General features: G+C 33.5%; 24 protein-coding genes. 21 read left to right on the forward strand and 3 right to left on the reverse strand.

What is annotated here, in order from left to right:
• Positions 1–139: 139 nt before the first annotated feature.
• Complete coding sequence (locus ACQ3F0_RS18530) at positions 140–997, reverse strand: undecaprenyl-diphosphate phosphatase (RefSeq protein ID WP_428866992.1); 858 nt, start codon at positions 995–997, stop codon at positions 140–142.
• A gap of 413 nt (positions 998–1,410) precedes the next feature.
• On the opposite strand from ACQ3F0_RS18530, the gene ACQ3F0_RS18535 reads away from it, so the two are divergent.
• Positions 1,411–2,670: a 4Fe-4S binding protein gene (locus ACQ3F0_RS18535; RefSeq protein ID WP_428866994.1), complete on the forward strand. Its 1,260-nt coding sequence runs from the start codon at positions 1,411–1,413 to the stop codon at positions 2,668–2,670.
• 121 nt (positions 2,671–2,791) lie between these two features.
• Here ACQ3F0_RS18535 and ACQ3F0_RS18540 read toward each other — a convergent pair whose 3' ends face one another.
• The gene (locus ACQ3F0_RS18540) at positions 2,792–4,339 is read right to left on the reverse strand and encodes a leucine-rich repeat domain-containing protein (protein WP_428866996.1); all 1,548 of its coding nucleotides are present in this window, start codon (positions 4,337–4,339) and stop codon (positions 2,792–2,794) included.
• A gap of 235 nt (positions 4,340–4,574) precedes the next feature.
• On the opposite strand from ACQ3F0_RS18540, the gene ACQ3F0_RS18545 reads away from it, so the two are divergent.
• The 18 genes from ACQ3F0_RS18545 (at position 4,575) to ACQ3F0_RS18630 (ending at position 22,721) form a co-directional block, all read left to right on the forward strand.
• On the forward strand, positions 4,575–5,210 hold the full coding sequence (locus tag ACQ3F0_RS18545) for a hypothetical protein (RefSeq protein ID WP_428866997.1): 636 nt from the start codon (positions 4,575–4,577) through the stop codon (positions 5,208–5,210).
• A gap of 402 nt (positions 5,211–5,612) precedes the next feature.
• Positions 5,613–6,971: a branched-chain amino acid transport system II carrier protein gene (gene brnQ / locus ACQ3F0_RS18550; RefSeq protein ID WP_428866998.1), complete on the forward strand. Its 1,359-nt coding sequence runs from the start codon at positions 5,613–5,615 to the stop codon at positions 6,969–6,971.
• 40 nt (positions 6,972–7,011) lie between these two features.
• The gene (locus ACQ3F0_RS18555) at positions 7,012–8,151 is read left to right on the forward strand and encodes an acyl-CoA dehydrogenase (RefSeq protein WP_428866999.1); all 1,140 of its coding nucleotides are present in this window, start codon (positions 7,012–7,014) and stop codon (positions 8,149–8,151) included.
• Between the two features lie 111 nt (positions 8,152–8,262).
• The gene (locus tag ACQ3F0_RS18560; RefSeq protein WP_428867001.1) at positions 8,263–9,561 is read left to right on the forward strand and encodes an acetyl-CoA hydrolase/transferase family protein; all 1,299 of its coding nucleotides are present in this window, start codon (positions 8,263–8,265) and stop codon (positions 9,559–9,561) included.
• Between the two features lie 115 nt (positions 9,562–9,676).
• Entirely contained in the window at positions 9,677–10,462 is a 786-nt protein-coding gene (locus ACQ3F0_RS18565; protein WP_428867003.1) for a short-chain-enoyl-CoA hydratase, read from the forward strand.
• Positions 10,463–10,502: 40 nt separating this feature from the next.
• Entirely contained in the window at positions 10,503–11,351 is an 849-nt protein-coding gene (locus tag ACQ3F0_RS18570) for a 3-hydroxybutyryl-CoA dehydrogenase (protein WP_428867112.1), read from the forward strand.
• Positions 11,352–11,602: 251 nt separating this feature from the next.
• A complete protein-coding gene (locus tag ACQ3F0_RS18575) occupies positions 11,603–12,781 on the forward strand; it encodes an acetyl-CoA C-acetyltransferase (RefSeq protein WP_428867004.1) in 1,179 nt (392 codons plus the stop codon).
• A 152-nt stretch (positions 12,782–12,933) separates the two neighbouring features.
• Positions 12,934–13,905 carry an MBL fold metallo-hydrolase gene (locus tag ACQ3F0_RS18580; RefSeq protein WP_428867005.1) on the forward strand — a complete coding sequence of 324 codons (972 nt, stop codon included), beginning with the start codon at positions 12,934–12,936 and terminating at the stop codon, positions 13,903–13,905.
• Positions 13,906–14,278: 373 nt separating this feature from the next.
• Positions 14,279–15,424, forward strand: coding sequence for an acryloyl-CoA reductase (gene acrC / locus ACQ3F0_RS18585; protein WP_428867007.1), 1,146 nt, complete (start codon positions 14,279–14,281; stop codon positions 15,422–15,424).
• Positions 15,425–15,443: 19 nt separating this feature from the next.
• Positions 15,444–16,247, forward strand: a complete 804-nt coding sequence (gene acrB, locus ACQ3F0_RS18590; RefSeq protein WP_428867008.1) for an acryloyl-CoA reductase electron transfer subunit gamma — start codon at positions 15,444–15,446, stop codon at positions 16,245–16,247.
• 21 nt (positions 16,248–16,268) lie between these two features.
• A complete protein-coding gene (gene acrA / locus ACQ3F0_RS18595) occupies positions 16,269–17,375 on the forward strand; it encodes an acryloyl-CoA reductase electron transfer subunit beta (protein ID WP_428867009.1) in 1,107 nt (368 codons plus the stop codon).
• Between the two features lie 196 nt (positions 17,376–17,571).
• Entirely contained in the window at positions 17,572–18,930 is a 1,359-nt protein-coding gene (gene brnQ / locus ACQ3F0_RS18600; protein WP_428867011.1) for a branched-chain amino acid transport system II carrier protein, read from the forward strand.
• A gap of 40 nt (positions 18,931–18,970) precedes the next feature.
• Positions 18,971–19,429: a beta-alanyl-CoA:ammonia lyase gene (locus ACQ3F0_RS18605; protein ID WP_428867012.1), complete on the forward strand. Its 459-nt coding sequence runs from the start codon at positions 18,971–18,973 to the stop codon at positions 19,427–19,429.
• A gap of 58 nt (positions 19,430–19,487) precedes the next feature.
• On the forward strand, positions 19,488–19,865 hold the full coding sequence (locus tag ACQ3F0_RS18610; protein ID WP_428867013.1) for a hotdog fold domain-containing protein: 378 nt from the start codon (positions 19,488–19,490) through the stop codon (positions 19,863–19,865).
• A 29-nt stretch (positions 19,866–19,894) separates the two neighbouring features.
• On the forward strand, positions 19,895–21,076 hold the full coding sequence (locus tag ACQ3F0_RS18615; protein ID WP_428867015.1) for a CaiB/BaiF CoA transferase family protein: 1,182 nt from the start codon (positions 19,895–19,897) through the stop codon (positions 21,074–21,076).
• A 198-nt stretch (positions 21,077–21,274) separates the two neighbouring features.
• Positions 21,275–21,733, forward strand: coding sequence for a beta-alanyl-CoA:ammonia lyase (locus ACQ3F0_RS18620; RefSeq protein ID WP_428867012.1), 459 nt, complete (start codon positions 21,275–21,277; stop codon positions 21,731–21,733).
• A gap of 59 nt (positions 21,734–21,792) precedes the next feature.
• Positions 21,793–22,170, forward strand: a complete 378-nt coding sequence (locus tag ACQ3F0_RS18625; RefSeq protein ID WP_428867013.1) for a hotdog fold domain-containing protein — start codon at positions 21,793–21,795, stop codon at positions 22,168–22,170.
• A 14-nt stretch (positions 22,171–22,184) separates the two neighbouring features.
• Complete coding sequence (locus ACQ3F0_RS18630; RefSeq protein ID WP_428867016.1) at positions 22,185–22,721, forward strand: nitroreductase family protein; 537 nt, start codon at positions 22,185–22,187, stop codon at positions 22,719–22,721.
• A 163-nt stretch (positions 22,722–22,884) separates the two neighbouring features.
• Here the strand turns inward: ACQ3F0_RS18630 and ACQ3F0_RS18635 are convergent, their stop codons facing one another.
• Positions 22,885–23,748: a MerR family transcriptional regulator gene (locus tag ACQ3F0_RS18635; protein ID WP_428867018.1), complete on the reverse strand. Its 864-nt coding sequence runs from the start codon at positions 23,746–23,748 to the stop codon at positions 22,885–22,887.
• A gap of 421 nt (positions 23,749–24,169) precedes the next feature.
• Here ACQ3F0_RS18635 and ACQ3F0_RS18640 point away from each other — a divergent pair, with 421 nt between their 5' ends.
• Positions 24,170–25,438 carry a DUF1576 domain-containing protein gene (locus ACQ3F0_RS18640; RefSeq protein ID WP_428867020.1) on the forward strand — a complete coding sequence of 423 codons (1,269 nt, stop codon included), beginning with the start codon at positions 24,170–24,172 and terminating at the stop codon, positions 25,436–25,438.
• 3 nt (positions 25,439–25,441) lie between these two features.
• Positions 25,442–25,786 (forward strand): hypothetical protein, encoded by a 345-nt coding sequence (locus tag ACQ3F0_RS18645; RefSeq protein ID WP_428867022.1) that lies wholly within the window; start codon positions 25,442–25,444, stop codon positions 25,784–25,786.
• The last annotated feature ends 234 nt before the right edge of the window (positions 25,787–26,020 follow it).

Consider the following 26,020-nt stretch of genomic DNA (forward strand, 5'->3'; position numbering starts at 1 on the left):
CAATTTTGAGCATACCCAAGTATTATTTGATTGTTTTAATTATTCTTTTATATAAAGACTATAAGTAGATTTGAAATCAAATTTATTTATAGTCTTTTCTGTTTGAAAAATTCTTTTATTTCAATTGTGGTCTACATATCTACACAGTTAGTTCTATAGCTTTAGTAAAGACTAATATTGCTAGCAAAAAACCAGCTAAAATTCTGTATATTGCAAATACCCTCATAGGTTTCTTTTTTAAATAGCTTACAAAACTATCTACCACTACAATTGACACTATAAATGCTATAACAAAGCCTAATATTAATGAAATCCATAATGTGGATGTCATTATTGAGTAATCAAATTCAAATAATTCTTTTACTGAAGATCCAATCATGGCTGGAATAGCCAGAAAAAATGAATATTCTGCTGCTATATGTGTTGATAATCCTGCAATCCATCCTCCCATTATTGTAGAAGCACTTCTTGACATCCCAGGCCATACAGATAAACACTGTAACAATCCAATCTTCAAAGCTTGAGATATTGTTATTTTATCAATATCTTTTATAGGGTGCTCTTTTTTTCTAAAGAAAGTTTCTATAATAAGTAATAAAAATCCTCCTATTATGAATCCTACAATTACAGCTTCGGGTCTAAATAAATCTTTGATTCTATCATAAAATAATACTCCTATAATACCAATAGGAATAGATGATATGATAATATTAATTCCAAATTTAAAACCTGATTTTCCTTCTTTCCCTTTGGTAAATATATACTTAAAAAATTCTTTTATGCTATCTTTAATCTTTTTCCAATAAAGAACTACTATTGCAAGTATCGCACCTAGTTGAATTATAACTTCAAACATATTAGCAAATTCTCCGTGAAAGTTAATGGCGCTTCCGACTAATATCATATGCCCAGTAGAAGATACAGGAATGAATTCTGTAAGCCCTTCTAGAATACCTATAATAATAGCTTTTAATAAAAATATTATATCTATACCCATACTATTCTCTCCTTGTATTATTGAATTATTAACTCTTTAAACTTATTATACTTTTCATTTCTCCTATACTCCATTTCATATAACTTACAAAATACATCTTTATCTTACATATTTGTAATGAAAAAATATCATTATTTATAAAGCTTAAAAATAAGTTATGGAAATATGCAGATTTTCAGAAGTTGTACTAAAACTGAAAAGTATAAGATAAGGCAGTATTTAAAATAGATACTAGTTTTAAGTATTTTGTGATAAACTAAATTATAATAATGTATAGACATACCACTTCAACTATAAATCTATGCAGGTCCAAAACTCAATAAAGCCTGAGATTTTGGATTTGCATAGATTAAGTTTACGTAAGGTATGTCTTTAGTGACAGAATATAATTGTAATAGAAATGGAGAGGTTGTATGGCACACTTAACAGGAAGAACGGGTTATAAAGAATTAATAGAACGGTATAATAAATTTCCTCAAGGCGCACCGGAAGCAGAATCCTTGTATGAAATTTTAAAGGTCATGTTTACTAACGAAGAAGCATCTCTTGTATCTCTGTTGCCTATAAAACCATTTAGCGTTAAAAGTGCTGCCAAGATATGGGGAAAGTCAGAAAAAGAAACATTTGAAATTTTGAATGGCTTAGCAGAGAAGGCATTGCTTCTTGATATGAATGATACAAAAGAACAAAAGTATGTTGTACCGCCACCGATGATAGGATTCTTTGAATTTGCTTTAATGAGAACAGGTGGACATTTTGACCAAAAATTATTAAGTGAATTATTTCATCAATATTTAGAGACGGAAGAAGATTTTATGAGGAAACTGTTGTCTTTAAAAACACCAATAGGTAGAGTTTTAGTAAATGAAAAAGCAGTGAAACAGGCTGATGAAGTTTATGTATTAGATTATGAAAGAGCAACGAAGATAATAGAAAATGCTGAAAGTATTGGTGTTAGTAGATGTTATTGTAGACATAAGGCAGAACATTTGGGTGAAAACTGTGATGCACCGCAAGAGGTTTGTTTGTCCATAAACAATTTATCACACTCTCTATCTAAACATGGGTATGCAAAACTTATTACTAAGGAAAGGGCATTTGAGATACTTCAATTGTCATATGACCACAATCTTATTCAATTTGCTGAGAATGTCAAAGATGATGTGGGGTTTATTTGTAATTGTTGCACATGTTGCTGTATGGCTCTAAAAGGTGCTAGGAAAATGGGTTTACCACAAACAATTAGTTCATCAAACTTTATCGCTACTATGAATGACAAATGTGTTAGTTGTAAACAATGTGTAGACGTTTGCCCAGTAGGGTGTTTTAAAACAGAAAAAATAGACAATAAAGAAAAGGTGATATTTGATCCAACACTATGTTTAGGATGTGGCGTATGTGAAAGAGTTTGTAAATTAAATGCTATTGAGATGGTTCAAAGAGAGAAAAGAATCTTTACACCGGTTAATACAGTGCATAAACTAGTTCTTGAAGCAATTGAGACAGATACCTTACATAACTTGATTTTTGACAATCAGGCAATGTATAGTCACAAATTTATGGCTGCATTTACAGGGGCATTTTTAAAGTTACCACCGGTGAAACAAATATTAGTAAGTGAAAAGTTTCAGTCAAAATATTTAATGAAATTAATCCAATCTGTTAAAGTTTGATAAAATTCTGAGAACTCAATATTGAGTTCTCAGAATTTTTTGTTGAATAATTTAGAAAAGCCAAAATTGGATTCTCTAAATAAATGCAATTTTACCTACAGCTTTTTCTTTTAATTAGGCATTATTTTATATAACAATGAAGAACATTTTCTAGGTCTTCTATATCAGCATCATTAATTTGATTATCATTTAAATAAAGATAATTTAAATTAGTTAATGTATTTAATGGTGTTACATCACTAATTTGATTATTATTTAAGTTAAGATATGTTAACTGAGTTAATCCATTCAAAGGGGTTATATCACTAATTTGATTATTACTTAAGTTAAGAGATTCTAAATTAGTCAATGCAGTTAATGGGGTTATATCACTAAATTGATTATTATTTAAAGATAATCGTTGTAAATTAGTTAATCCATTCAATGGGGTTATATCACTAATGTTATTATTACTACTTAAACTAAGGACTATTAAATTAGTCGATTCTTTTAATACTGTTATATCACTAACTTGAGTATTATATAACCCAAATATTTTCAATTTAGTTAATTGTTTTAATATTGCTATATCGCTAAATTCATTACCATATAAACAAAGATATTCTAAATTGGTTAATTCCTTTAATGGTGTTATATCATTAACTTTATTAAACGCGCTAACCCCGTCCTCTAGAGTTTGATGAATAACTTCTGAATCACCATATAAAGAAAAACAGGTTAATCCTGTTAATTTTTCAATTCCCGATAAATCTGTAATATTGCAATTTGTAGCACAGATGTAATTTATTTTATCAACATCACTTTTAAGTAAAGTTCCTGTTGGTCTTTGTATTTTATTTCTTACTATTTTTTCTAAATTTTTATCTTTAAATGTTACTATATCATCAATTTCTACTACTGGGTTTCCATCCCAATTTCCACCATCTCCTACATAATATCTATCTGGTGTTACTGTACCTACAAGCATTGCTCCTGTTTCACTAACATAATACCAAGAAGCTCCATCCTTGATCCATGTATTTGAAACCATTGCTCCATCTGCACCTAAATAATATAGAGATGGTGCTTCTTTACCTTGAATGCGCCAAGGCAATAAAGTTCCATCTGGCCCTTTATAGTACAAAGAAGATTTATCTTTGCTCCATGCGTTTGATACCATTACCCCATTTGAACCAAGATAGTACCAAGAAACTCCAGCTCTAATCCATCTGTTTGAGTACATTGCTCCATCTGCACCAAGGTAGTACCAAGAAACTCCATCTTTGATCCATCTGTTTGAGAACATTACTCCATCTGCACCTAGATAGTACCAAGAAACTCCATCATTAATCCATCTATTTGAGACCATTGCCCCATTTGAACCTAGATAGTACCAAGAAGCTCCATCTTTAATCCATCTGTTTGAAACCATTGCCCCATTTGAATCTAGATAATACCAAGAAGCCTTATCTTTGATCCATTTTTTTGAAACCATAACTCTATTTGAACCTAGATAATACCAGTCATTTTTTGAATCTTGTTTCCATGAATTTTTAACTTTTTGACCTTTGGTATAATAAGTCCATGCTTGTCCTTCCTTAGTCCAACCATTTGTTAATGCAAACACTGTTGTTGCAAATAAAGATATTACCATAATCGTTAGTATTGTTACTCTTCTTATTTTGTTCATTTTTCACTCTCCCTTCTGTTCTCAATTAAAACAAATATTACTAATTATACCATATATATATTAAGTGTATTGATTCAGTCTCTTTGTTCATAATATATTAACAGTTTTCTGTATATTGATAAATTATATCCAATATTGTAAAATTGAGTGGTGAATCAAGCTGTGATTTTAAACCTTTTAGAAATTGAGTTATTGTTGCAATTGATTAATAATACATAATTTGGAGGAAATAACAATGAAGCAGAAAAGATTTCAGCATAATTTTAAATCATATTTGTGGGTTATAGGGATAGGTTTATTTGCAGGTATAATAACAAGACTATCGGATTTATTTCCATATGATACTTTGTGGAGTTTTAGTTCAATAGCTAGTGCATTTGGTTTTTGGATGCTAACAACTACTCTAGTTATTTATTTCAGTTGTTCTAATAAAAATGCGGCAATCAATGTATTTTTATATCTGTCTAGTATGAACTTCAGCTTTTACTTTTTGAAATATATAATTGGTTTCTATTTCCCAAGATTTTATGATATTGGGGGATTTCATTGGACACTGCTCATAGAGTATGACATTTTTGCTTTGGTTTGTGCGGCAATCAGCTATGTACTTTATTTTTGGAATAAAGATAATAAGATAAGCAATGTTCTATACGCTCTTCCAATATGTGGATTAGGCGCGGAAACAATAGGGATTGCTATGTTTTTAGCTAATACGCACACTTATCTTTTTCAACTTATTTTTGACCTTTTAAGTTTTATGATTCTAGGCTATATTTTCTATAAAAAAGTGAATAGTAAGTTGATTTATATAATAACGGTTATAATTGGAACTTTATCAGGATACTATTTAGTGTATGCATCTATGATATAACTGATTAAGTTTGAAAGAAAATATTAGTATATCTCTAATTAGAGGTAAATCAACAAATTCTAGTTTATTCACAAAGCATTTATGAATTTCATAGGTGTTTTTTTATTATGAATGATATCAATAAATAGCTAGCTAACTTTACCCTAGGTGTACAGTTAAGGCGTTAATTTGCTAATATACGTTAAAAAATATCAAATAAAGGGTTGACTGTCCAGCAGCTGTATTAAATATAATAAGAATATCTTAACTAGTTAACTAGCTTTAAGACTTTAGAGATACAGATAATATTTTGTGAACCGTATGTCATAAAAAGTAGGTATCCATAAACGTCTATAAGAAAAGTTTGAAGCCGTAAGCTAAGATTTCAGCGCTGGAATAAAACTAAATTTAAGGTGGGTATGTATGAACAAGAATTTGAACGAGAATGGAGATTTGAAATTATCAGCATTATTTTTAATGGGTGGTGCACTCTTCTCAATGCACTTTGGTGCATCGAGTATGGTGTGGCCAATGAACTGGGGTAAAGAAAGTGGTACATCTGTAATGGGTGCATTCGGTGGAGCATTTATAACAGCTTTATTGCTTACATTGCTTGCATATGTTGCATTATCAAGGGGCAATGGCACTTATAACAAAATCACCAAACGTGTACTTGGAAAGAAACTAGGCGTGTCATATACAATCGTAACCATTGTTGTGCTAGGACCTTTGTATGCTATTCCACGTATGAGTGCAGCATCTTGGGACTCTGTAGTACAGGCTTTTGGTTTAAATCCAACATCAAGATTACCACTGATTGTATTTACGATAATTTTCTACCTAATAACTTATTGGTTCTTAATGAGCCCTGGAAAGACAATGGATCGTATTTCAAAGATTCTTTTCCCGTTGCTTATTGTAATTGTCGTTATCGTTGTAGGAAAAGGGCTTATAAGTCCTATTGCAGAGCCAGTTGCAAAGACATATGAAGGTTCAGCATTTGCCTACGGTTTCACAAACGGATACGCAACAGCTGAAATTCTTTGCTCATTAATATTCGGTGTTGTTATCTTAAATGGTCTAAAAGAAAAAGGTGTTTCTGACGAACGTATGAGTAAGAATATTATCAGAGTTGGCATTATTGGTATAGCATTATTAAGTTGTACACACCTTTGTCATATGTTAATAGGTGCTTCTACAGGGGGGACAATGGATTTAAATTATACAGCTCTTTATACAGCAGTTTCTACTAAACTCCTTGGACGAGTAGGCGGAATTTTATTCTCAATCGCACTATTCTTTGCTGCACTGACAACAGCAATTGGTATGACTTCAGGATGTGCGGAGTTCTTCGTTGATACAACAGAAGGAAAGGTAGATTACAAGAAAGCATCTATTGCAGTTTTGGTTTTGAGTACAATATTCGGATGTATGGGTCTTGCTTCAATCCTTACATTCCTTGGGCCAATCCTAGATGGTATCTACCCAGCAGCTATCGTACTTGTAATATATTATGCATTAATGCCAAACAACCAGAATAGAAGACACTTAAACATATGTCGTTATGCAATGACAACAGCATTGGTTTTTGGTATCTTTGATACCGTTTACGCTTATGGAATTAGACTAAATATAAATTTAGGCTTTTTCAATACATTCTATGAGAATCTTCCGCTATCAGCTGAAATGCTTGCATGGTTCCCATGGACAGTAGTTGCGGCAATTATTGGTTACTTTGTATTCCCGGTATCTGAGAAAAATAAAGTAGCAGTGAGAAGCTAATTAATAATCAAAAAATAAAAAATATTAGGAGGAAATATAAATGGATTTTAATTTTACCGACAAACAACAATTAGTAGTAAAAAAGGTTAGAGAATTTGCTGAAAAAGAACTTGCACCAATAGCAGCTGAAAGCGATGCAACAGGAATTTTTCCAATAGAGGCATTTAAAAAACTAGGTGAATATGGAATGTTCGGTCTTCCCTTTCCAAAAGAATACGGAGGCAGTGGTGGAGATTATTTATCCTATATTTTAGCTGTAGAAGAAGTATCAAAAGCATGTGGATCAACTGGAATTGCTTTCTCAGTTCAGACTTCACTATGCGGAGGTGGAATTTATAAATTTGGTAATGAAGAGCAAAAGAAAAAGTATTTGCCTGATTTAGCAACTGGAAGGAAAATCGGTTCTTTTTGTTTAACTGAACCTAATGCAGGTACAGATGCTTCTGGAGTGCAAACAGTAGCTGAGAAAAAGGGAGACCACTATGTATTAAATGGTCAAAAATGTTTTATAACAAACGGTCCACTTTCTGATACTTTCGTAGTAGCTGCAAAGACTGATAAGGATGCGGGTACTAAAGGTATTTCAGCTTTTATTGTTGAGAAAGACTTTCCTGGTATATCAGTAGGAAAAATTGAAAATAAAATGGGTATCAGAGCAGCTCAGGTTAGTGAAATAATTTTTGAAGATTGTATTGTACCTGCAGAAAACTTATTAGGTGAAGAGGGACAAGGTTTCAAGATAGCAATGTCTGTATTAGATGGCGGAAGAATCGGGGTAGCAGCTCAAGGTCTTGGTATAGCTGAAGGAGCATTTAATGTAATCAAAAAATATATGAAAGAAAGAAAACAATTTGGAAAAACACTTTCTAAATTCCAAGGACTTCAATGGATGATGGCAGATATGGATCTGAAAATCGAACAATCAAGACATTTAGTGTACAAGGCAGCTATGGACAAAGAACTTGGTAATCCATATAGTATTTCTGCAGCTAGAGCAAAACTTTCAGCAACTGATACAGCTATGTCTGTTACAACAGATGCTGTGCAATTAATGGGTGGCTACGGATTCATGAAGGATTACCCACTAGAGAGAATGATGAGAGATGCAAAAATAACACAAATTTATGAAGGAACAAATCAAGTTCAAAAAATGTTGATTGCTGGTAATATATTTAGGTAAATATATTTAGTATAAAAATTCCAGATAAAATCTCGTTTTTACTGGAATTTTTATTTTAGAACTAAGTCTTTTTAATTATATTTACCATCAAATTAAGGAGGAGTGTTCTTAATGGAATGGAAAGATGTATATAGTTCAAAAGTTGTTTCTGCAAAAGAAGCTGTTTCACATATTCAGTCAGGGGACAGAATTGTCTTTAGTCATGGAGCTACAAATCCTAGAGTTACTGTGGATGCCATGGTTGAAAATTATCAGCAGTACAAAGATGTAGAAATTGTTCAGTCTGTTAATTTGACAAGCAGTGAGTATGCTAAACCGAAATATAAAGGTCATTTTCATCTAAATTCTTTGTTTGCTTTTCCAGCTTCAAGAGATGCTATAAATGAAGGTAGAGCAGATTATACACCAAGTTTCTTTTTCCAATTTCCAAGATTGTTTGATAAAGGCGGTGCTTTAACCCCTGATGTTGCCATGCTTCAAGTTTCTCCACCGGATGAACATGGATTTTGTAGTTTTGGAGTTTCTTGCGATTTTGGAAGAGTTATAACAGAAAATGCAAGAATTATTATTGCTGAAGTTAACGACCAAATGCCAAGAGTAATGGGGGATAACTTCATTCACGTATCTGATATTGACTATATGGTAGACGGTTCTTATCCTATTGATGAGACAGGCCTTTCAAAAATCGGAGATATAGAAAAGGCAATTGGCAAGAATTGTGCTTCACTGATTGAAGATGGTTCTACTCTTCAATTAGGTATAGGGTCTATCCCTGACGCAGTTCTACTATTTTTAAAAGATAAAAAAGATTTGGGAATACATTCTGAAATGATTTCCGACGGAGTATTAGAGCTATACAATGCTGGTGTTATTACAGGTAAAGAAAAAACAATACACAAAGGCAAAATGGTTGTTACTTTTCTAATGGGAACCAAAAAACTTTATGATTTTGTAGACAACAATCCTGCAATTGAGTTATATCCAGTTGACTATATTAACAACCCATGGGTTATTAGTCAAAATACAAAAATGATTTCTATTAATTCTTGTATTCAAGTAGACCTAATGGGGCAGGTTAATTCCGAATCAATGGGTCTTACGCAGTATAGTGGTGTTGGTGGACAAGTTGACTTTGTAAGAGGGGCCAGTATGTCAAAAGATGGTAAGTCCATAATTGCTATACCTTCAACTGCTGCAAAAGGAAAAATTTCTCGTATTACTCCATTCTTTGCTCCTGGAACAGTGGTAACAACATCCCGTAGTGATGTACATTATGTAGTTACCGAGTATGGTATTGCTGATTTGAGAGGAAAATCTCTAAGGGAAAGAGCCGCAGCGCTAATCAATATTGCTCATCCTAAATTTAGAAATCAACTTAGAGAAGAATTTGATGTAAGATTTAATAAATAATTTTAAAGATACTACACTATGAGTTTAAATAATTAAATTCAAAATATACATTGTAAAATAACGAGTAAAGAACTTTAGGAGTTGCTAAAAGTTCTGAATAAAGGGGGGAATAGTAATGGGATACAAAAATCTTCTAGTAGAGCAAAAAGAAAGAGTTGGAATATTAACTATTAATAGGCCTTCAGCCTTAAATGCTTTAAATACAGAAACTTTGAAAGAATTAGATCATGCAATTGATGAAATGGATAAAAATGAAGAAATATATGTTGTAGTTATTACTGGTGCGGGAAAAGCTTTTGTGGCAGGAGCAGATATTGCTGAGATGAAAGATTTGTCACCGGAAAAAGGTAGATTATTTGGGGAATTAGGTTTAAAGATTTTCAGAAAGATTGAGCTTATGGAAAAACCAGTAATTGCAGCTGTAAATGGCTTTGCTCTAGGTGGAGGCTGTGAGCTTTCAATGAGTTGTGATATTAGAATTGCTGGGGAAAAAGCAAAATTCGGACAACCTGAAGTTGGACTAGGAATTACACCTGGTTTTGGAGGAACTCAAAGACTGTCACGTTTAGTTGGAATAGGAAAGGCAAAAGAATTGATTTTTTCAGCTAAAATAATTAATGCGAATGAAGCAGAAAAAATTGGACTTGTTAATCAAGTTGTTTCACAGGATGAGGTTTTAAATGAAGCAGTGAAACTTGCTCAAAAGATATCATCTAAAGGACAAATAGCTGTAAGATATAGTAAATCTGCCATTAATAGAGGTATAGAAACTGATATTGAGACAGGTATGATAATTGAAAAGGATTTATTTGGTTTATGTTTTGCAAATGAGGATCAGAAGGAAGCTATGGCTGCTTTTATTGAAAAAAGACCAGCAATGTTTAAAAATAGACTAGCATAATGACTAGTTATTTGTTTGAATATGCCTTAAGGAGGAGATAATAATGAAGGTTTTTGTTTTAGGTGCAGGGACTATGGGTTCTGGAATTGCACAAGTAATGGCACAAGCAGGATTTGATGTAGTATTAAGAGATATTAAGCAAAATTTTGTTGATAAAGGATTATCAATGATTAGTAAAAACTTGGACAGAAGTGTTAAAAAGGGCAGAATGTCTCAGGAAGAAAAGGTAGCAGTATTAGAAAGAGTAACAGGAACAACTGATATAGAAATGGCTGCAGATGTTGATGTAGTTATAGAAGCGGCAATTGAAAATATGGAGATAAAGAAGAAAATATTTGCTGAATTAGATGAGGTTTGTAAAAAAGAAGCTATACTTGCAACAAATACTTCATCACTTTCCATAACTGAGGTTGCAAGTGCAACAATGAGACCAGATAAAGTTATTGGAATGCATTTCTTTAATCCAGTGCCTGCTATGAAATTAGTAGAAGTTATCAAAGGGATTGCTACTTCAGAAGAAACTAAAGAAGTAATATTTGATATAGTTGGTAAATTAGGTAAAACTGGAGTTCAAGTAGAAGAAGGACCAGGATTTGTAGTTAATAGAATACTTATCCCAATGATGAATGAAGCTATAGGTATATTAGCAGATGGTGTTGCAACAGCAGAAGATATTGATACAGCTATGAAATTAGGGGCTGGTCACGGTATGGGACCTTTAGCTACTGCTGATTTAGTTGGTAATGATGTAAATTTAGCAATTATGGAAACTTTATATAGAGAATTTGGTGATCCTAAATATAGACCACATCCATTATTAAGAAAAATGGTTAGAGGTGGACTTTTAGGTAGAAAAACAGGAAAAGGATTTTTTGATTATTCAAAGTAAATTTTTGGCATATATAATGGTTATTCAACAAAAAGTAATTTAGTTGAACTTCGACCACAATATATAGTGTCAGAACGAATTAATCTGCAGTAGATATTGTGGTTGATTTTAGTTCAACTTACTTTTTGTGGTTTAACCATATAATGCCTTAAATATAAAATTTGATACAAGACAAAGCTGGCGACCTTTTAATGGCGGTGGACTTTGGAAGTATCAGAGATAGCAGTATAATTTTGTAGGAGGGAATTAAGATGAGAGAAGTAGTGATAGCTAGTGCGGTTAGAACAGCTATGGGATCATTCGGTGGAAGTTTAAAAAATGTTTCAGCTGTAGATTTAGGTGCTTTAGTAATTAAGGAAGCAGTAAAAAGAGCAAATATAAAACCAGAATTAGTAGACGAGGTAATTATGGGAAACGTTTTACAAGCTGGTTTAGGTCAGAATACATGTAGGCAAGCTTCTGTGAAAGCGGGGTTACCTATTGATATTCCATCATTTACAATTAATAAAGTATGCGGTTCTGGTTTAAGATCAGTTAGCTTAGCCTTTCAAATGATTTTGTCAGGATATACTGATATAGTTGTTGCTGGTGGTATGGAGAATATGTCTCGTGCTCCTTTTGTGTTAGATAAAGCAAGATGGGGACAAAGAATGGGCAATGGTGCTCTAGTTGATGAGATGATAACAGATGGATTATGGGATGCTTTTAATGACTATCACATGGGAATAACAGCAGAAAATATTGCAGAACAATGGAACCTAACAAGAGAAATGCAAGATGAATTTGCTGTAAAATCTCAAAACAAAGCTGAAGCAGCTATTAAAGAAGGAAGATTTAAAGATGAGATTGTTCCAGTAGAAATTCCTCAAAGAAAAGGTGAGCCAGTAGTATTCGATACAGATGAATTCCCTAAATTTGGTGCTACTATAGAAAAATTATCAAAATTAAGACCAGCTTTCAAAAAAGATGGAACAGTAACAGCTGGTAATGCTTCAGGAATAAACGATGGAGCAGCAGCTTTCGTAATAATGAGTGCTGAAAAAGCAGAAGAATTAGGAGTTGAACCTTTAGTTAAAATTGTTTCATTTGGATCAAAAGCACTAGATCCATCTATCATGGGATATGGACCAGTTGCATCAACTAAAGTTGCATTAGAAAGAGCAGATATGGCTATTGAAGATTTAGATTTAATTGAAGCTAATGAAGCTTTTGCAGCTCAAAGTTTAGCAGTTGCAAAAGATTTAGGATTTGATATGGATAAAGTAAATGTTAATGGTGGAGCTATCGCATTGGGACATCCTATCGGAGCTTCTGGTGGTAGAATATTAGTTACATTAATTCATGAAATGATTAAGAGAGATTCAAAGACTGGACTTGCTACCTTATGCATAGGGGGAGGACAAGGAACAGCATTGATAGTAAAAAGATAGATTACTTATGGGTCGGCTTAAAAAATATTTCTACCTTTCTTTCAAAAATATGCACGATTCAAGCATTTTTTAAAGAAATATAGGTAGAAGTTATTCTTAAACGATTCCTTAATGGCAGTGGTTTTATTACAAGAGAGGAGGTGCGATACATAATGATTATAGAAGTTTATCCTAATATTTATAAAAATGAAATTCCTTTACCAAATAATCCTTTAAAGGTTCTCAATAGCTATATTATATTATCAGAGGATAGAAACCTAATTATTGATACTGGTTTTAATAGCAAGGAGTGCAAAGCTGCATTTATGGAGGGTATAAATGAGCTTGATATTGATCTTAACAAAACAGATTTACTTATAACACATCTTCATTCAGATCATTCAGGACTTGCTTCAACTCTGAACAAAGAAGGTATGAAAGTATATGCAGGTGAAGTAGATGGTAATATGATAAATAAAATGCCTTCAAAAGATTATTGGGACGAATATAAGGAATATGCAAAAATTTTTGACCTTGAAAAAGATAAAATATCAATTGATGAGCATCCGGGTTATAAATACTGCTCAAAAGAAAAAGTTGATTTTACTCCTCTTAATGAAGGAGATGTAATAAATGTTGGGGATTATTCTTTTGAAATAATTGATACTCCTGGACATACTCCAGGTCAAATTGGATTATATGAAAGAAAACATAAAATATTTTTTGGTGGAGATCATATATTGGATAGAATAACACCTAATATTGCATTTTGGGGTTTCGAAAAAGATATTTTAGCTGTTTATATAGATAGTTTAAAGAAAATTTATGAATACGATATAGATTATCTTTTTTCAGCTCATAGAAATATCATAAGAGATCATAAGAAGAGAATTAGTGAACTTATTAATCATCATGAAGAACGACTTAATGAGATTATGGAAATCATAAAAGATAACAAAATGTCTGTTAGAGATATAGCTGCTAATATGCACTGGAGTATAAGATGTAATTCATGGGACGATTTTCCTAACCCACAAAAATGGTTTGCTTCAGGGGAAGCAATGTCTCATTTGGAACACTTAGTGGCGATTGGAAGAGCTGAAAAGACAGAGGATAATGGGATTTTTTATTATTGTAAAGTATAAGAAATTTTGAAATGATATAGAAAATGAAAAGCTACAGTAATTCATGAAATGATTAGGAGAGATTCAAAGACTGGACTTACAATAAGGGGCTGTCTCAGAATAAAAAACTGAGATAGCCTCAGTTTTTTATTTCATTGTGTTCCGTTCTCATTTACTCTACAGTAGATGGAGGCTTTAGTTAAAAAAATAACACATATGTATGATTAAATTTTCACAAACCTATTGACCTTCCAGTGACTGTATAAGATAACATTTTATATATCACATAAACAAAGAGCATTACAAAATAAGTTTGAAACATAGAAATGCATGCGTTAAATATGCTTTCAAGAAATGTTTCTACTTCATATTAAAAGAAAGGATGGAAGAACATATGGATTTTTCATTAACTAGAGAACAGGAAATGATTAAAAAGTTGGCACAACAGTTTGCCGAAAATGAATTAGACCCAGTTGCAGCAGATGTTGACCTTGAGCATGTTTTCCCAGAGGAAAATTTTAAAAAGATGGCAGCATTAGGTTTTACAGGAATTGGTGTTCCTAGTCAGTACGGAGGTTCTGACGGTGGTGCATTAGAGAAGGTTATAGCTGTTTCAGAGTTTGCAAAGAAATGTATGTCTTCTGCAGCAATTTTATCAATCCATTTGATTGCACCTCACGCTATCTGCAAATATGGGAATGAAGAACAGAAACAAAAATATCTTCCCATGCTTACAAAAGGCGGATCTTTAGGAGCGTTTGCCCTTACTGAGCCAAATGCTGGTTCTGATGCAGGTTCCGCGAAGACAACAGCAATTTTTGATCCTGAAACGAACGAGTATATATTAAATGGTACAAAGTGCTTTATCTCTGGAGGTAGCCGTGCAGATGTACTTATAATATTTGCACTTACACAGCCCAAAAAGGGATTAAAGGGAATGTCTGCAATCATAGTTGAAAAAGGTACACTAGGTTTTAGCATTGGAAAAGTTGAAACTAAAATGGGTCTTGCTGGTTCCGAAACAGCTGAACTTATATTTGAAGATTGTCGTGTTCCAGCTGCAAACCTTCTTGGTAAGGAAGGGAAAGGATTTAAAATTGCAATGCAAGCTCTTGATGGAGCACGTGTTGGAGTAGGTGCTCAAGCTGTGGGAGTTGCAGAAGGTGCTATAGATCTTTCTATTAAGTATTCAAAAGAGCGTGTACAGTTTGGCAAGTCAATTGGAAATTTACAGGGTATACAGTGGTATATCGCTGATATGGCTACAAAGACAATGGCTGCTAAAACTCTTGTACAGTATGCTGCATATCTTGAGGATGCTGGAAAACCTTTTACAACAGAGGCTGCTATGTGTAAGCTTAATGCTTCTGAAAATGCATGTTTTGTTACAAATTTGGCACTTCAAATTCATGGAGGCTATGGCTATATGAAAGATTACCCGTTGGAGCGTATGTATCGTGATGCTAAGATTACAGAAATTTATGAAGGTACTTCGGAAATTCATAAAGTAGTTATCTCCAGAGCGGTGATGAATAAATAGAAAAGGAGTGTAGAGAATAATGAGAATTTACGTTTGTATTAAACAGGTTCCGGATACTTCAGGCAAGGTTGCAGTAAATCCAGATGGAACGCTAAAACGTGCTTCTATGTCTACTATCATTAATCCGGATGATATAAGCGCTATAGAGCAGGCACTAATACTTAAGGATGCAACAGGTTGTCAGGTGACAGCAGTGACAATGGGACCTCCTCCAGCAGAGGGAATGCTTCGTGAGCTTCTTGCAATGGGTGCAGATGATGCTGTTTTAATTTCTTCGCGTGAGTTTGGTGGTTCTGATACATTTGCAACATCTCAGATTATTGCAGCAGCAATTACACATCTTGGAATCGGTAAAGATGACATCATTTTCTGTGGTCGTCAGGCAATTGACGGAGATACAGCTCAGGTTGGACCTCAGATTGCAGAAAAGCTTGATATTCCTCAAGTTACTTATGCATCTGAAATTGATAAAAAAGATAATGTAGTAGTTGTAAAGCGTATACTCGAAGATGGATATATGATGATTGAGGTTCAGACACCTTGTCTTATCACATGTGTAAAAGAGAAGAATGTTCCTACTCGCTATATGACTATGAACGGTATTATGGATTGTTACAACAAACCACTTACAATTCTTGATTTTGAAGCGCTTAAGGACGAGCCATTAATAGAGATTGATACAATCGGGCTTAAAGGTTCACCTACTAATATATTCAAGTCCTTCACACCACCACAGAAGGGTGTCGGTGTAATGCTTGAAGGGGATGATAGAGAAACAGTAGCAGACTTAGTAAGCAGATTACACAAGAAACACGTTATATAATTTGAAAGGAGACATGAGAATATGGGTTTTAATAGTTCTGATATAGGTGCATTTAAGGATATTTGGGTATTTTGTGAACAGCGTAATGGAAAATTAGTTGATACTGATTTTGAAGTAATCTCTGAAGGTCGTAAATTGGCTGATGAGCGTGGATCAAAGCTCATTGGGGTACTTCTTGGACACAACGTAAAAGATATAGCTAAGGAACTTGGAGGATACGGTGCTGACAAGATAATTGTATGTGATGATCCTGCGTTAAATGTTTATACAACAGATGCATATACTAAGGTGCTTTGTGACGTTGCAATGGAAGAAAAGCCTGAGGTTATCTTAATAGGTGCATCTAACATTGGTCGAGATCTTGGTCCACGTTGTGCAGCTCGTTTGCATACTGGCCTAACAGCTGACTGCACACACCTTGACATTGAAATGGAGAATTATGTTGATTTTCTTACAACGTCTTCTACACTTGATTTATCTAAAACAACTTTCAAGATGGAAGATATGAACTTAAAGATGACACGTCCAGCATTTGGAGGACATCTTATGGCAACAATTATATGTCCTCGTTTCAGACCATGCATGTCAACTGTACGTCCAGGGGTTATGAAGAAGGCACAATTTAACCAGGCAAAGGCTGATGCATGTGAAATAGAGGAATTTACAGTTTGTATTTCTGAAGAGGACATAAAAACAAAAGTTCTTAAAGTTGTTAAGGAAGCAAAACAGATGATTGACTTAATTGGTGCAGACGTTATTGTTTCTGTAGGTCGTGGTATCAGTAAGAATGTTGAAGGCGGAATCGAACTTGCACATAAGCTTGCAGAGGCTTTAGGCGGTGGAGTTGTAGGTGGAAGCCGTGCTGTTATTGACTCTGATTGGCTGTCAGCAGATCATCAGGTTGGACAAACAGGGAAGACTGTACATCCAAAGGTTTATGTTGCCCTTGGTATCTCTGGTGCAATTCAGCATAAGGCAGGTATGCAGGATTCAGAATTAATAATTGCAGTAAACAAGGATGCAGCAGCTCCAATCTTTGACTGTGCAGGCTATGGTATCACTGGAGACTTATTTAAAGTTGTTCCAATGATGATTGAGGAAATCGCAAACTTAAAAAGCAATAAATAAATTATAAACCTTACACTAAGGGTATAGTTTAGGGAATTATTAGCAAAAACATGTTAAAAAAATATCAAATATAGGGTTGACTGTCCAGCAACTGTATTAAATATAATAAAAGTATCTTAACTAGTTAACAAGTTTCAAAGCTTTGGAAGCTAAGATTTAAGTGCTAGGATAAATACTAATTTTAAGGGGGGAATGTATGAACAAGAATTTGAACCAGAATGGAGATTTGAAATTATCAGCATTATTTTTAATGGGTGGTGCACTCTTCTCAATGCACTTTGGTGCATCGAGTATGGTGTGGCCAATGAACTGGGGTAAAGAAAGTGGTACATCTGTAATGGGTGCATTCGGTGGAGCATTTATAACAGCTTTATTGCTTACATTGCTTGCATATGTTGCATTATCAAGGGGCAATGGCACCTATAACAAAATTACCAAACGTGTACTTGGAAAGAAACTAGGCGTATCATATACAATCGTAACAATTGTTGTGCTAGGACCTTTGTATGCTATTCCACGTATGAGTGCAGCATCTTGGGACTCTGTAGTACAGGCTTTTGGTTTAAATCCAACATCAAGGTTACCACTGATTATATTTACGATAATTTTCTACCTAATAACTTATTGGTTCTTAATGAGCCCTGGAAAGACAATGGATCGTATTTCAAAAATTCTTTTCCCGTTGCTTATTGTCATTGTCGTTATCGTTGTAGGAAAAGGGCTTATAAGTCCTATTGCAGAGCCAGTTGCAAAGACATATGAAGGTTCGGCATTTGCCTATGGTTTCACAAACGGATATGCAACAGCTGAAATTCTTTGTTCATTAATATTCGGTGTTGTTATCTTAAATGGTCTAAAAGAAAAAGGTGTTTCTGACGAACGTATGAGTAAGAATATTATCAGAGTTGGCATTATTGGTATAGCATTATTAAGTTGTACACACCTTTGTCATATGTTAATAGGTGCTTCTACAGGGGGTACAATGGATTTAAATTATACAGCTCTTTATACAGCAGTTTCTACTAAACTCCTTGGACGAGTAGGCGGAATTTTATTCTCAATCGCACTATTCTTTGCTGCACTTACAACAGCGATTGGTATGACTTCCGGATGTGCAGAGTTCTTCGTGGATACAACAGAAGGAAAGATAGATTATAAGAAAGCATCTATCGCAGTATTGGTTTTAAGTACAATCTTCGGATGTATGGGGCTTGCTTCAATCCTTACATTCCTTGGACCAATCCTTGATGGTATATACCCAGCAGCTATTGTACTTGTTATATATTATGCATTAATGCCAAATAACCAAAATAGAAGGCACTTAAACATATGTCGTTATGCAATGACAACAGCATTGGTTTTTGGTATCTTTGATACCGTTTACGCTTATGGAATTAGACTAAACATAAATTTAGGCTTTTTCAATACATTCTATGAGAATCTTCCGCTATCAGCTGAAATGCTTGCATGGTTCCCATGGACAGTAGTTGCCGCAATTATTGGTTACTTTGTATTCCCGGTATCTGAGAAAAATAAAGTAGCAGTGAGAAGCTAATTAATAATCAAAAAATAAAAAATATTAGGAGGATCTCATTATGAGAAAAGTATCTTTTTTAAGCTATAACATGACAACAGCAGATGCCAACAATCCAGATGGATTAATACCAATAGGACGTCAGTTTGATTTCATCGGAGATGTTGAGACAGAAGAAATGATTTTAGTTGATGGTGATGAGTCACTTTGCCTTGGATACCATGATGTTAAATGTTACAAGGATATTTATGTAGGGGATATGGTTGATTTTAAAGCAACTCTTACTAAAGTAGGAAACTCATCTCGTGATTGTAAAATTGAAGTTTTCAAGCTTGCTACACCTGCTTTCCGTGAGGGCAAGACAGAGTGTAAACCAGGAGATATGGTTTGGTTTGATGAGCCAGTACTTTGTACAGAAGGAAATGTTCGTCTTGTAGTTAAAAAGCACTTACAGCGTGGAGAGCAGCCAGACGGAGCAGTAATTAATCCATGGCGTCCACTTGAAGATTTTCCAGAATAAATCCAAGCTTAAAAAAAAGAAGTAAAACTTAAAATATAGAATAAAGGAGAATTGTGATATGAATGAACAACAGACAGTAACATATCGTTATAGAATGTCAGACCGTGATGTATTTTATGCTGGAGGAGTTGTAAACGGGGCAAGAAACATCACACTTATGAATGATACAGCAAACCGTCTTATGGCAAAGGTATTTGGAAACACAGGTCATTGTGTTGAGGTAAAGAAGGTTCGTCTTTATGTTCCTTCATTTGCAGGTGACTACATGGAGTATATTGCGAGAATTAAGAAAATAGATGGAAACCGTGCATTAATTGAGGTTCGTTCTTTCAAGATTATTGAAGTTCCTGAAAATCCACCATTCCCAAGTTCTATCGATGTACTACCTGAACCACCATTATCAACAGTAGTTCAGTTTGTTTACGAGACATATTAATAAATTACTAATACAGGGAGGTTTTATACATGAGAAAAGCACTTGAAGGCTTAAAAGTAGTTGATCTTACTTCTGCGTTAAATGGACCATTTTGTACAATGATATTAGGTGATTATGGTGCAGATGTTATAAAAATTGAACCAGTTAATGGTGAACAGTGTCGTACATGGGGACCAACTGATGAAAAGAGCGGTGAAAGTGGTTTTTACAACTACGTTAACCGTAACAAAAAGGGTGCCACTCTTAATCTTAAATCTGAAAAAGGTAAACAGATGTTCTATGAGCTTGTTAAGGATGCTGATATCTTAGTTGAGAACTATAAGGGTGGTGTTACAAAGAAGCTTGGTATTGATTATGAAACTGTAAAGAAGATTAATCCGAATATTATCTATGCTTCAGGCTCAGGCTTTGGTCAGTATGGACCAATGACACACCGTCCTTGCTATGATATTGTAGCACAGGCTATGGGTGGTATGATTAACCTTACAGGCTTCAAGGAGACAAATCCAGTAAAGGTTGGTCCTTCTGTAGCAGACCACGTTGCAGGTATTTACTTATCAGTAGGAGTACTCATGGCTCTTTACAACCGTGAGAAGACAGGTGAGGGTCAGCTTGTTGACGTATCAATGGTAGATACAATCTTCAGTTTACTTGAAAATGCACTTGTAAACTACACAGTGGGTGGTTTTATTCCAGAACGTAACGGAAATGTAGACCCATCTATCGCTCCATTCGATATATATGATTGTAAAGATGGTTTCATTGCTCTTGGAGTAGGTAATGATAGATTGTTCAAAAAATTCTGTGAAGCTATCGGACATGTAGAACTTTTAGAAGACCCTCGCTATGAAACAAACAACTTGCGTTGCGAAAACTATATACCAGACTTACAAAATTTAATCCGTGACTGGTGCAAGGACTACACTAAGAAAGAAATTGAAGTCATAATGGATGAGGTAGGAGTCCCATGCGGTCCAGTATTAAATGTTAAGGAAGCAATCGAGCATCCACATATTCAGGCTCGTGAAATGATGGTGCATTGTGAGCATCCAACAGCAGGGGATCAGTATTTCCAAGGTTGTGTTGTAAAACTTTCTGAAACTCCAGGTAGTGTAGATAATCCATCTCCATTGTTGGGACAACACAATGCAGAAGTTTTTGGACTTACTGAAGAAGAACTTAAAAATCTTAAAGCAGAGGGTGTAATATAAATTAAATATATAAACAATATGTTAAACCACAAAAAGCAAGTTGAACTATAATCGACCACAATATATACCGCAGATTGATGCGCTCTGACGCTATATATTGTGGACGAAGCTCAACTAAATTACTTTATGTGATTTAACCACAATATAGAACGTGGCAGTTTTAACAGGCAGTCACGTCAAAAATAGGAGGATATTATAATGAGAAAAGTATCTTTTTTAAGCTATAACATGACAACAGCAGATGCCAATAATCCAGATGGATTAATACCAATTGGACGTCAGTTTGATTTCATCGGAGATGTTGAGACAGAAGAAATGATTTTGGTGGATGGTGACGAATCACTTTGCCTTGGATACCATGATGTTAAATGTTACAAGGACATTTATGTAGGAGATATGGTTGACTTTAAAGCAACTCTTACTAAAGTAGGAAACTCATCTCGTGATTGTAAAATTGAAGTTTTCAAGCTTGCTACACCTGCTTTCCGCGAGGGTAAGACAGAATGTAAACCAGGAGATATGGTTTGGTTTGATGAGCCTGTACTTTGTACAGAAGGAAACGTTCGTCTTGTAGTTAAAAAGCACTTACAGCGTGGAGAACAGCCAGACGGAGCAGTAATTAATCCATGGCGTCCACTTGAAGATTTTCCAGAATAAATCCAAGCTTTAAAAAAAAGAAGCTAAATTGAAAATATAGAATAAAGGAGAATTGTATTATGAATGAACAACAGACAGTAACATATCGTTATAGAATGTCAGACCGTGATGTATTTTATGCTGGAGGAGTTGTAAACGGGGCAAGAAACATCACACTTATGAATGATACAGCAAACCGTCTTATGGCAAAGGTATTTGGAAACACAGGTCATTGTGTTGAGGTAAAGAAGGTTCGTCTTTATGTTCCTTCATTTGCAGGTGACTACATGGAGTATATTGCGAGAATTAAGAAAATTGATGGAAACCGTGCATTAATTGAGGTTCGTTCTTTCAAGATTATTGAAGTTCCTGAAAATCCACCATTCCCAAGCTCTATTGATGTACTACCTGAACCACCATTATCAACAGTAGTTCAGTTTGTTTACGAGACATATTAATTTAGGATATTAATATGAATGTAATAGAATGTATTAAAAAAAGGCGAAGCATCCGTAAATATAAGACATGTAAGGTAGAGCATGAGGTAATAGAACAAATTATTGACTGTGCAAGATGGGCTCCATCTTGGAATAATTGTAAAGCTGTTCGTTATACAGTTATTGAAAAAGATTATGAGATTCAGAAAATTGCTCATACATTGGTAGCATCTGAAAATGTAAATATTGTTGAAAGTGCACCTATGCTTCTGGCTCTTTCTATTGTAAAGAAACGTTCTGGTTACGAAAGAGATGGTTCTACTTCTACTGCAAAGGGAGCAGCATGGGAAATGTTTGACACTGGAGTTGCCTGCCAAAATATTTGCCTTGCAGCAGAGGAGTTGGGTCTTGGAACTGTAATTATGGCATCTTTTGACGAAGAAGGAGTTACAAAATTTATTGATTTGCCGGAAGATGAACTGATTATTGCATTGGTTGCATGTGGATATCCAGCAGAAGAGCCAAAAGCTCCAAGAAGGAAAGAAGTTTCACAAATTCTGCGTTATCATTGAAAAAATGCAGCCACATCAATTGTTGGATGTACTACCTTTTACTTATTTAAGAAATAGTGTTGATAAAATAACAAATTTAGGGAACTTTTAAAAAAAGTTCCCTAAATTTGTTATTTATATAAAAAATATACTAACCCTAAAACTGAGTCTATTTTTTCTTTTCTCAATCAATCTTTGTTATCGGAATTATTATTTTGGTAATATGCTCGTCCACATTGGTTACATCAATAGGGGATATAATAAATTCTTCGGATATATTACCGGCAATTTTATAACCATTTTTATTAATCCACTGTATCATTTTTATATGAGTGTTTACAATATTGGAGTATTTTCCGATGTGAGTAGTAGTAGCAGCAGTAAACCCTCCAAACTTCCTACAATTATCGCATTTTATGGGTGCTTCTATGCACATTCCGAATTCAACAACTGAATCCTTAAAGCAAAATTGCTCAAGAGGGTTTGAATGGTATGTAACTATAATTGATCCTTTGCTCTTTAGCTGTAGTTTATTGCATAAATTATTTATTTCAACCCATCTTTCTAAAGATACATCTGCATTTGAATATTTTTCCATAACTTTTCTGGTAAATACTAGATCTACTTCAGGAATTTCTTCAATATATATATTTTCGTTAATAATATTCTCTTTGTCGCAGTCAGAAATGATATCTACCCCTTCTTTTAGTCTTTGCAAAAAAGAATAGCAATCGGAATATCTTTTTTGAAGGATATTTATTTCATCGGATATTTCCAAAAGCTTACGATCTAAATTGTTTTTAAGAGTTTCAGCTCTATTATCGTTTATAATTTGCTGAATTTTCTTTAATTTAAAGCCAAACATTTTTAGTTTACGAATTATATATATTGTTACCATTTGGTTCTTACTATAATATCTATATTTAGTTCCTTCATCTCTAAATTCAGGGACAACCAATTTTATCGAATCATAATAACGTAATGTTTTTGCAGGAATATTACAAATTTCTTCCACTTCACCTATTGAATATTTTTCTTTATTTTTCATATATGATCCCTCCAAATATAAGTCATGTTTTGTTAAGCTATAGATTACTATAAATGTTGAAATAAGAAGTATACTAGTTGAAAACTAAATATCTTTTATTTAATTATAACAAGAATATATATATATAATTATAACAAGAATATACAAGAAATACCATAGATTTAGAAAAAACCCAAGTTAAAAAATATAAGGGAAAATAAAATGTACAAAATAGGATTTTACTGTTTAAGTTTTTGCAAAAATGATTTTCGTAAGAAAAAAATGATTGATTTATTGAAAAGTATTGAATAATATTAAAATACATGATTAAATAAAAGAAATGAAAACCTTACCAACAGAGAGGAATGGCGAATGTCTAGAAATAAGTCTTAGGAAAACGGTTTTTGTAGATTTGTCTGTAAAATAGGGAGGATGATTTTTATTGCAAAATATTAGAAGAAACGCTTCAGAATTTCAATTAGGAAGAAAAGGGAATTTACTGATTCTTAGTATGCTACCTTTAATTTTGTTCTTTTCTGCATTTTTCTTAGATAAGCCCTCAAATATGATTAAGGGACTATATGATATAATAATATCATCAGATATTTTGCTTACGGATTATTTAGAAATAGGTGGAATAGGCGCTACTTTTATAAATGCATCTTTATTAGCTACGTTTAATATTTGTATTATTTATAAACTTAAATTAAAACCGAATGGAGCTATAATAGCAGCGGTATTTACTATAACAGGGTTCTCTTTTTTCGGTAAAAATATTTTTAATGTACTTCCCATGTATTTAGGAGGACTCTTATATGTAAAATATCAGGGCGTTAGTTTTAAAAATGTATTGGTAGCAATTATGTTTTCTACTACACTTGGACCTATAGTAAGTGAAATAGCCTTTGGATTCGATTTACCGTTGATACTATCCTTGCCTTTAGGCATAGTATTTGGAGTGTTTGTTGGATTTGTAATAACTCCTTTATCGTCTCATATGTTAAGAACTCATGATGGTTATAATTTGTATAATGTTGGGTTGACAGCAGGAGTACTAGGTATTTTATTAAATTCATTATTAAAAAGTTATGGACTTGTTGTAGAATCTCAATTGATTCTTTCAACAGCGTATGATTCTTTTTTAAAGATTTTCTTGTTAAGTATTTTTATTCTTTTGATTGCTGTAGGGTATGCTATTAATGGAAAGAGTTTTCAAGGATATTCTAAAGTATTCAGATTTTCAGGAAGGTTAATTACAGATTATTCTCAGTTGCAAGGTTATGGAGTATCGTACATAAACATGGGTATTATGGGTATGGTATCATTGATTTATGTTATAACTTTAGGTGGAGTTTTGAATGGTCCTATTGTAGGTGCATTACTTACTGTTACTGGGTTTGGAGCGTTTGGAAAAAATCCTAAAAATACTATTCCTATTATGCTTGGTGTCTTTATAGCAGCACATTTGAAAATATGGGAAGTAAATTCTACTGCCATAATAATTGCTGGTTTGTTTGGTACTACACTTTGTCCTATTGCTGGAGAGTATGGTTTTGCTATGGGGCTTGTTGCAGGATTCTTGCATTTATCAATAGTTATGAATGTAGGTATTGTGCATGGAGGTTTGAATTTATATAATAATGGTTTTGCAGGTGGATTAGTGGCTGCAATTCTTGTTCCGCTTATAGATGCTTTTAAGAAAGGGGATTAATTAATGAAGCATGAAGTGCAAAAGATTTCAAAGATTGTGGATGAAATAATAAATTTTTACTTTATAAATTCATCAAAAAAGATGAATATAGTTATTGAAGAAAAAGATGATTCATATATTATTATTGCAGAGTCAAGTCAAGTTGAATGTAGTGCTGAAAAAATTGAGCATATTAAGAAACTACTCAGTGTTCAAAGACAGAGTGAAATGGATGAATACTATTGGCAGTTAGCAGGCGAAGATATTAAAGGAGGAGAGTTTAACTTAGTGGGAATGATGGTAGATGAAGTGAGTATTGATTTTAAACCTCCTTCTATTAGGATAGAATTAGTTAGATATAAAGAGTAATGAAGAAGCTAATGGATTTAAAGTGTTTTTTAATTATGACACTTTAAATCCATTTTTTTATTGTATTTATAAATTCCATCCTTTAGTAGTCTAAAAAAGCATATATTTAAAAAAATGAAATCTAGATTTGTCTATAGGTTGATATTGAAGACCAGACTTTGGTAGGAACCATAGGTGATGAAATCTCTTATATTGAATTATAAGTTATATATAATAATAATATATTAGTAAGGA

Source organism: Clostridium sediminicola (assembly GCF_050402865.1).
In the GTDB taxonomy this organism is placed as follows: Bacteria; Bacillota; Clostridia; order Clostridiales; family Clostridiaceae; genus Clostridium_AF; species Clostridium_AF sediminicola.

Bases quoted from the DNA above. Each gene is read 5' to 3' on its own strand.
- ACQ3F0_RS18530 (WP_428866992.1), bottom strand. From the start codon at position 997: ATGGGTATAGATATAATATTTTTATTAAAAGCTATTATTATAGGTATT.
- ACQ3F0_RS18535 (WP_428866994.1), top strand. From the start codon at position 1,411: ATGGCACACTTAACAGGAAGAACGGGTTATAAAGAATTAATAGAACGG.
- ACQ3F0_RS18540 (WP_428866996.1), bottom strand. From the start codon at position 4,339: ATGAACAAAATAAGAAGAGTAACAATACTAACGATTATGGTAATATCT.
- ACQ3F0_RS18545 (WP_428866997.1), top strand. From the start codon at position 4,575: ATGAAGCAGAAAAGATTTCAGCATAATTTTAAATCATATTTGTGGGTT.
- brnQ (WP_428866998.1), top strand. From the start codon at position 5,613: ATGAACAAGAATTTGAACGAGAATGGAGATTTGAAATTATCAGCATTA.
- ACQ3F0_RS18555 (WP_428866999.1), top strand. From the start codon at position 7,012: ATGGATTTTAATTTTACCGACAAACAACAATTAGTAGTAAAAAAGGTT.
- ACQ3F0_RS18560 (WP_428867001.1), top strand. From the start codon at position 8,263: ATGGAATGGAAAGATGTATATAGTTCAAAAGTTGTTTCTGCAAAAGAA.
- ACQ3F0_RS18565 (WP_428867003.1), top strand. From the start codon at position 9,677: ATGGGATACAAAAATCTTCTAGTAGAGCAAAAAGAAAGAGTTGGAATA.
- ACQ3F0_RS18575 (WP_428867004.1), top strand. From the start codon at position 11,603: ATGAGAGAAGTAGTGATAGCTAGTGCGGTTAGAACAGCTATGGGATCA.
- ACQ3F0_RS18580 (WP_428867005.1), top strand. From the start codon at position 12,934: ATGATTATAGAAGTTTATCCTAATATTTATAAAAATGAAATTCCTTTA.
- acrC (WP_428867007.1), top strand. From the start codon at position 14,279: ATGGATTTTTCATTAACTAGAGAACAGGAAATGATTAAAAAGTTGGCA.
- acrB (WP_428867008.1), top strand. From the start codon at position 15,444: ATGAGAATTTACGTTTGTATTAAACAGGTTCCGGATACTTCAGGCAAG.
- acrA (WP_428867009.1), top strand. From the start codon at position 16,269: ATGGGTTTTAATAGTTCTGATATAGGTGCATTTAAGGATATTTGGGTA.
- brnQ (WP_428867011.1), top strand. From the start codon at position 17,572: ATGAACAAGAATTTGAACCAGAATGGAGATTTGAAATTATCAGCATTA.
- ACQ3F0_RS18605 (WP_428867012.1), top strand. From the start codon at position 18,971: ATGAGAAAAGTATCTTTTTTAAGCTATAACATGACAACAGCAGATGCC.
- ACQ3F0_RS18610 (WP_428867013.1), top strand. From the start codon at position 19,488: ATGAATGAACAACAGACAGTAACATATCGTTATAGAATGTCAGACCGT.
- ACQ3F0_RS18615 (WP_428867015.1), top strand. From the start codon at position 19,895: ATGAGAAAAGCACTTGAAGGCTTAAAAGTAGTTGATCTTACTTCTGCG.
- ACQ3F0_RS18620 (WP_428867012.1), top strand. From the start codon at position 21,275: ATGAGAAAAGTATCTTTTTTAAGCTATAACATGACAACAGCAGATGCC.
- ACQ3F0_RS18625 (WP_428867013.1), top strand. From the start codon at position 21,793: ATGAATGAACAACAGACAGTAACATATCGTTATAGAATGTCAGACCGT.
- ACQ3F0_RS18630 (WP_428867016.1), top strand. From the start codon at position 22,185: ATGAATGTAATAGAATGTATTAAAAAAAGGCGAAGCATCCGTAAATAT.
- ACQ3F0_RS18635 (WP_428867018.1), bottom strand. From the start codon at position 23,748: ATGAAAAATAAAGAAAAATATTCAATAGGTGAAGTGGAAGAAATTTGT.
- ACQ3F0_RS18645 (WP_428867022.1), top strand. From the start codon at position 25,442: ATGAAGCATGAAGTGCAAAAGATTTCAAAGATTGTGGATGAAATAATA.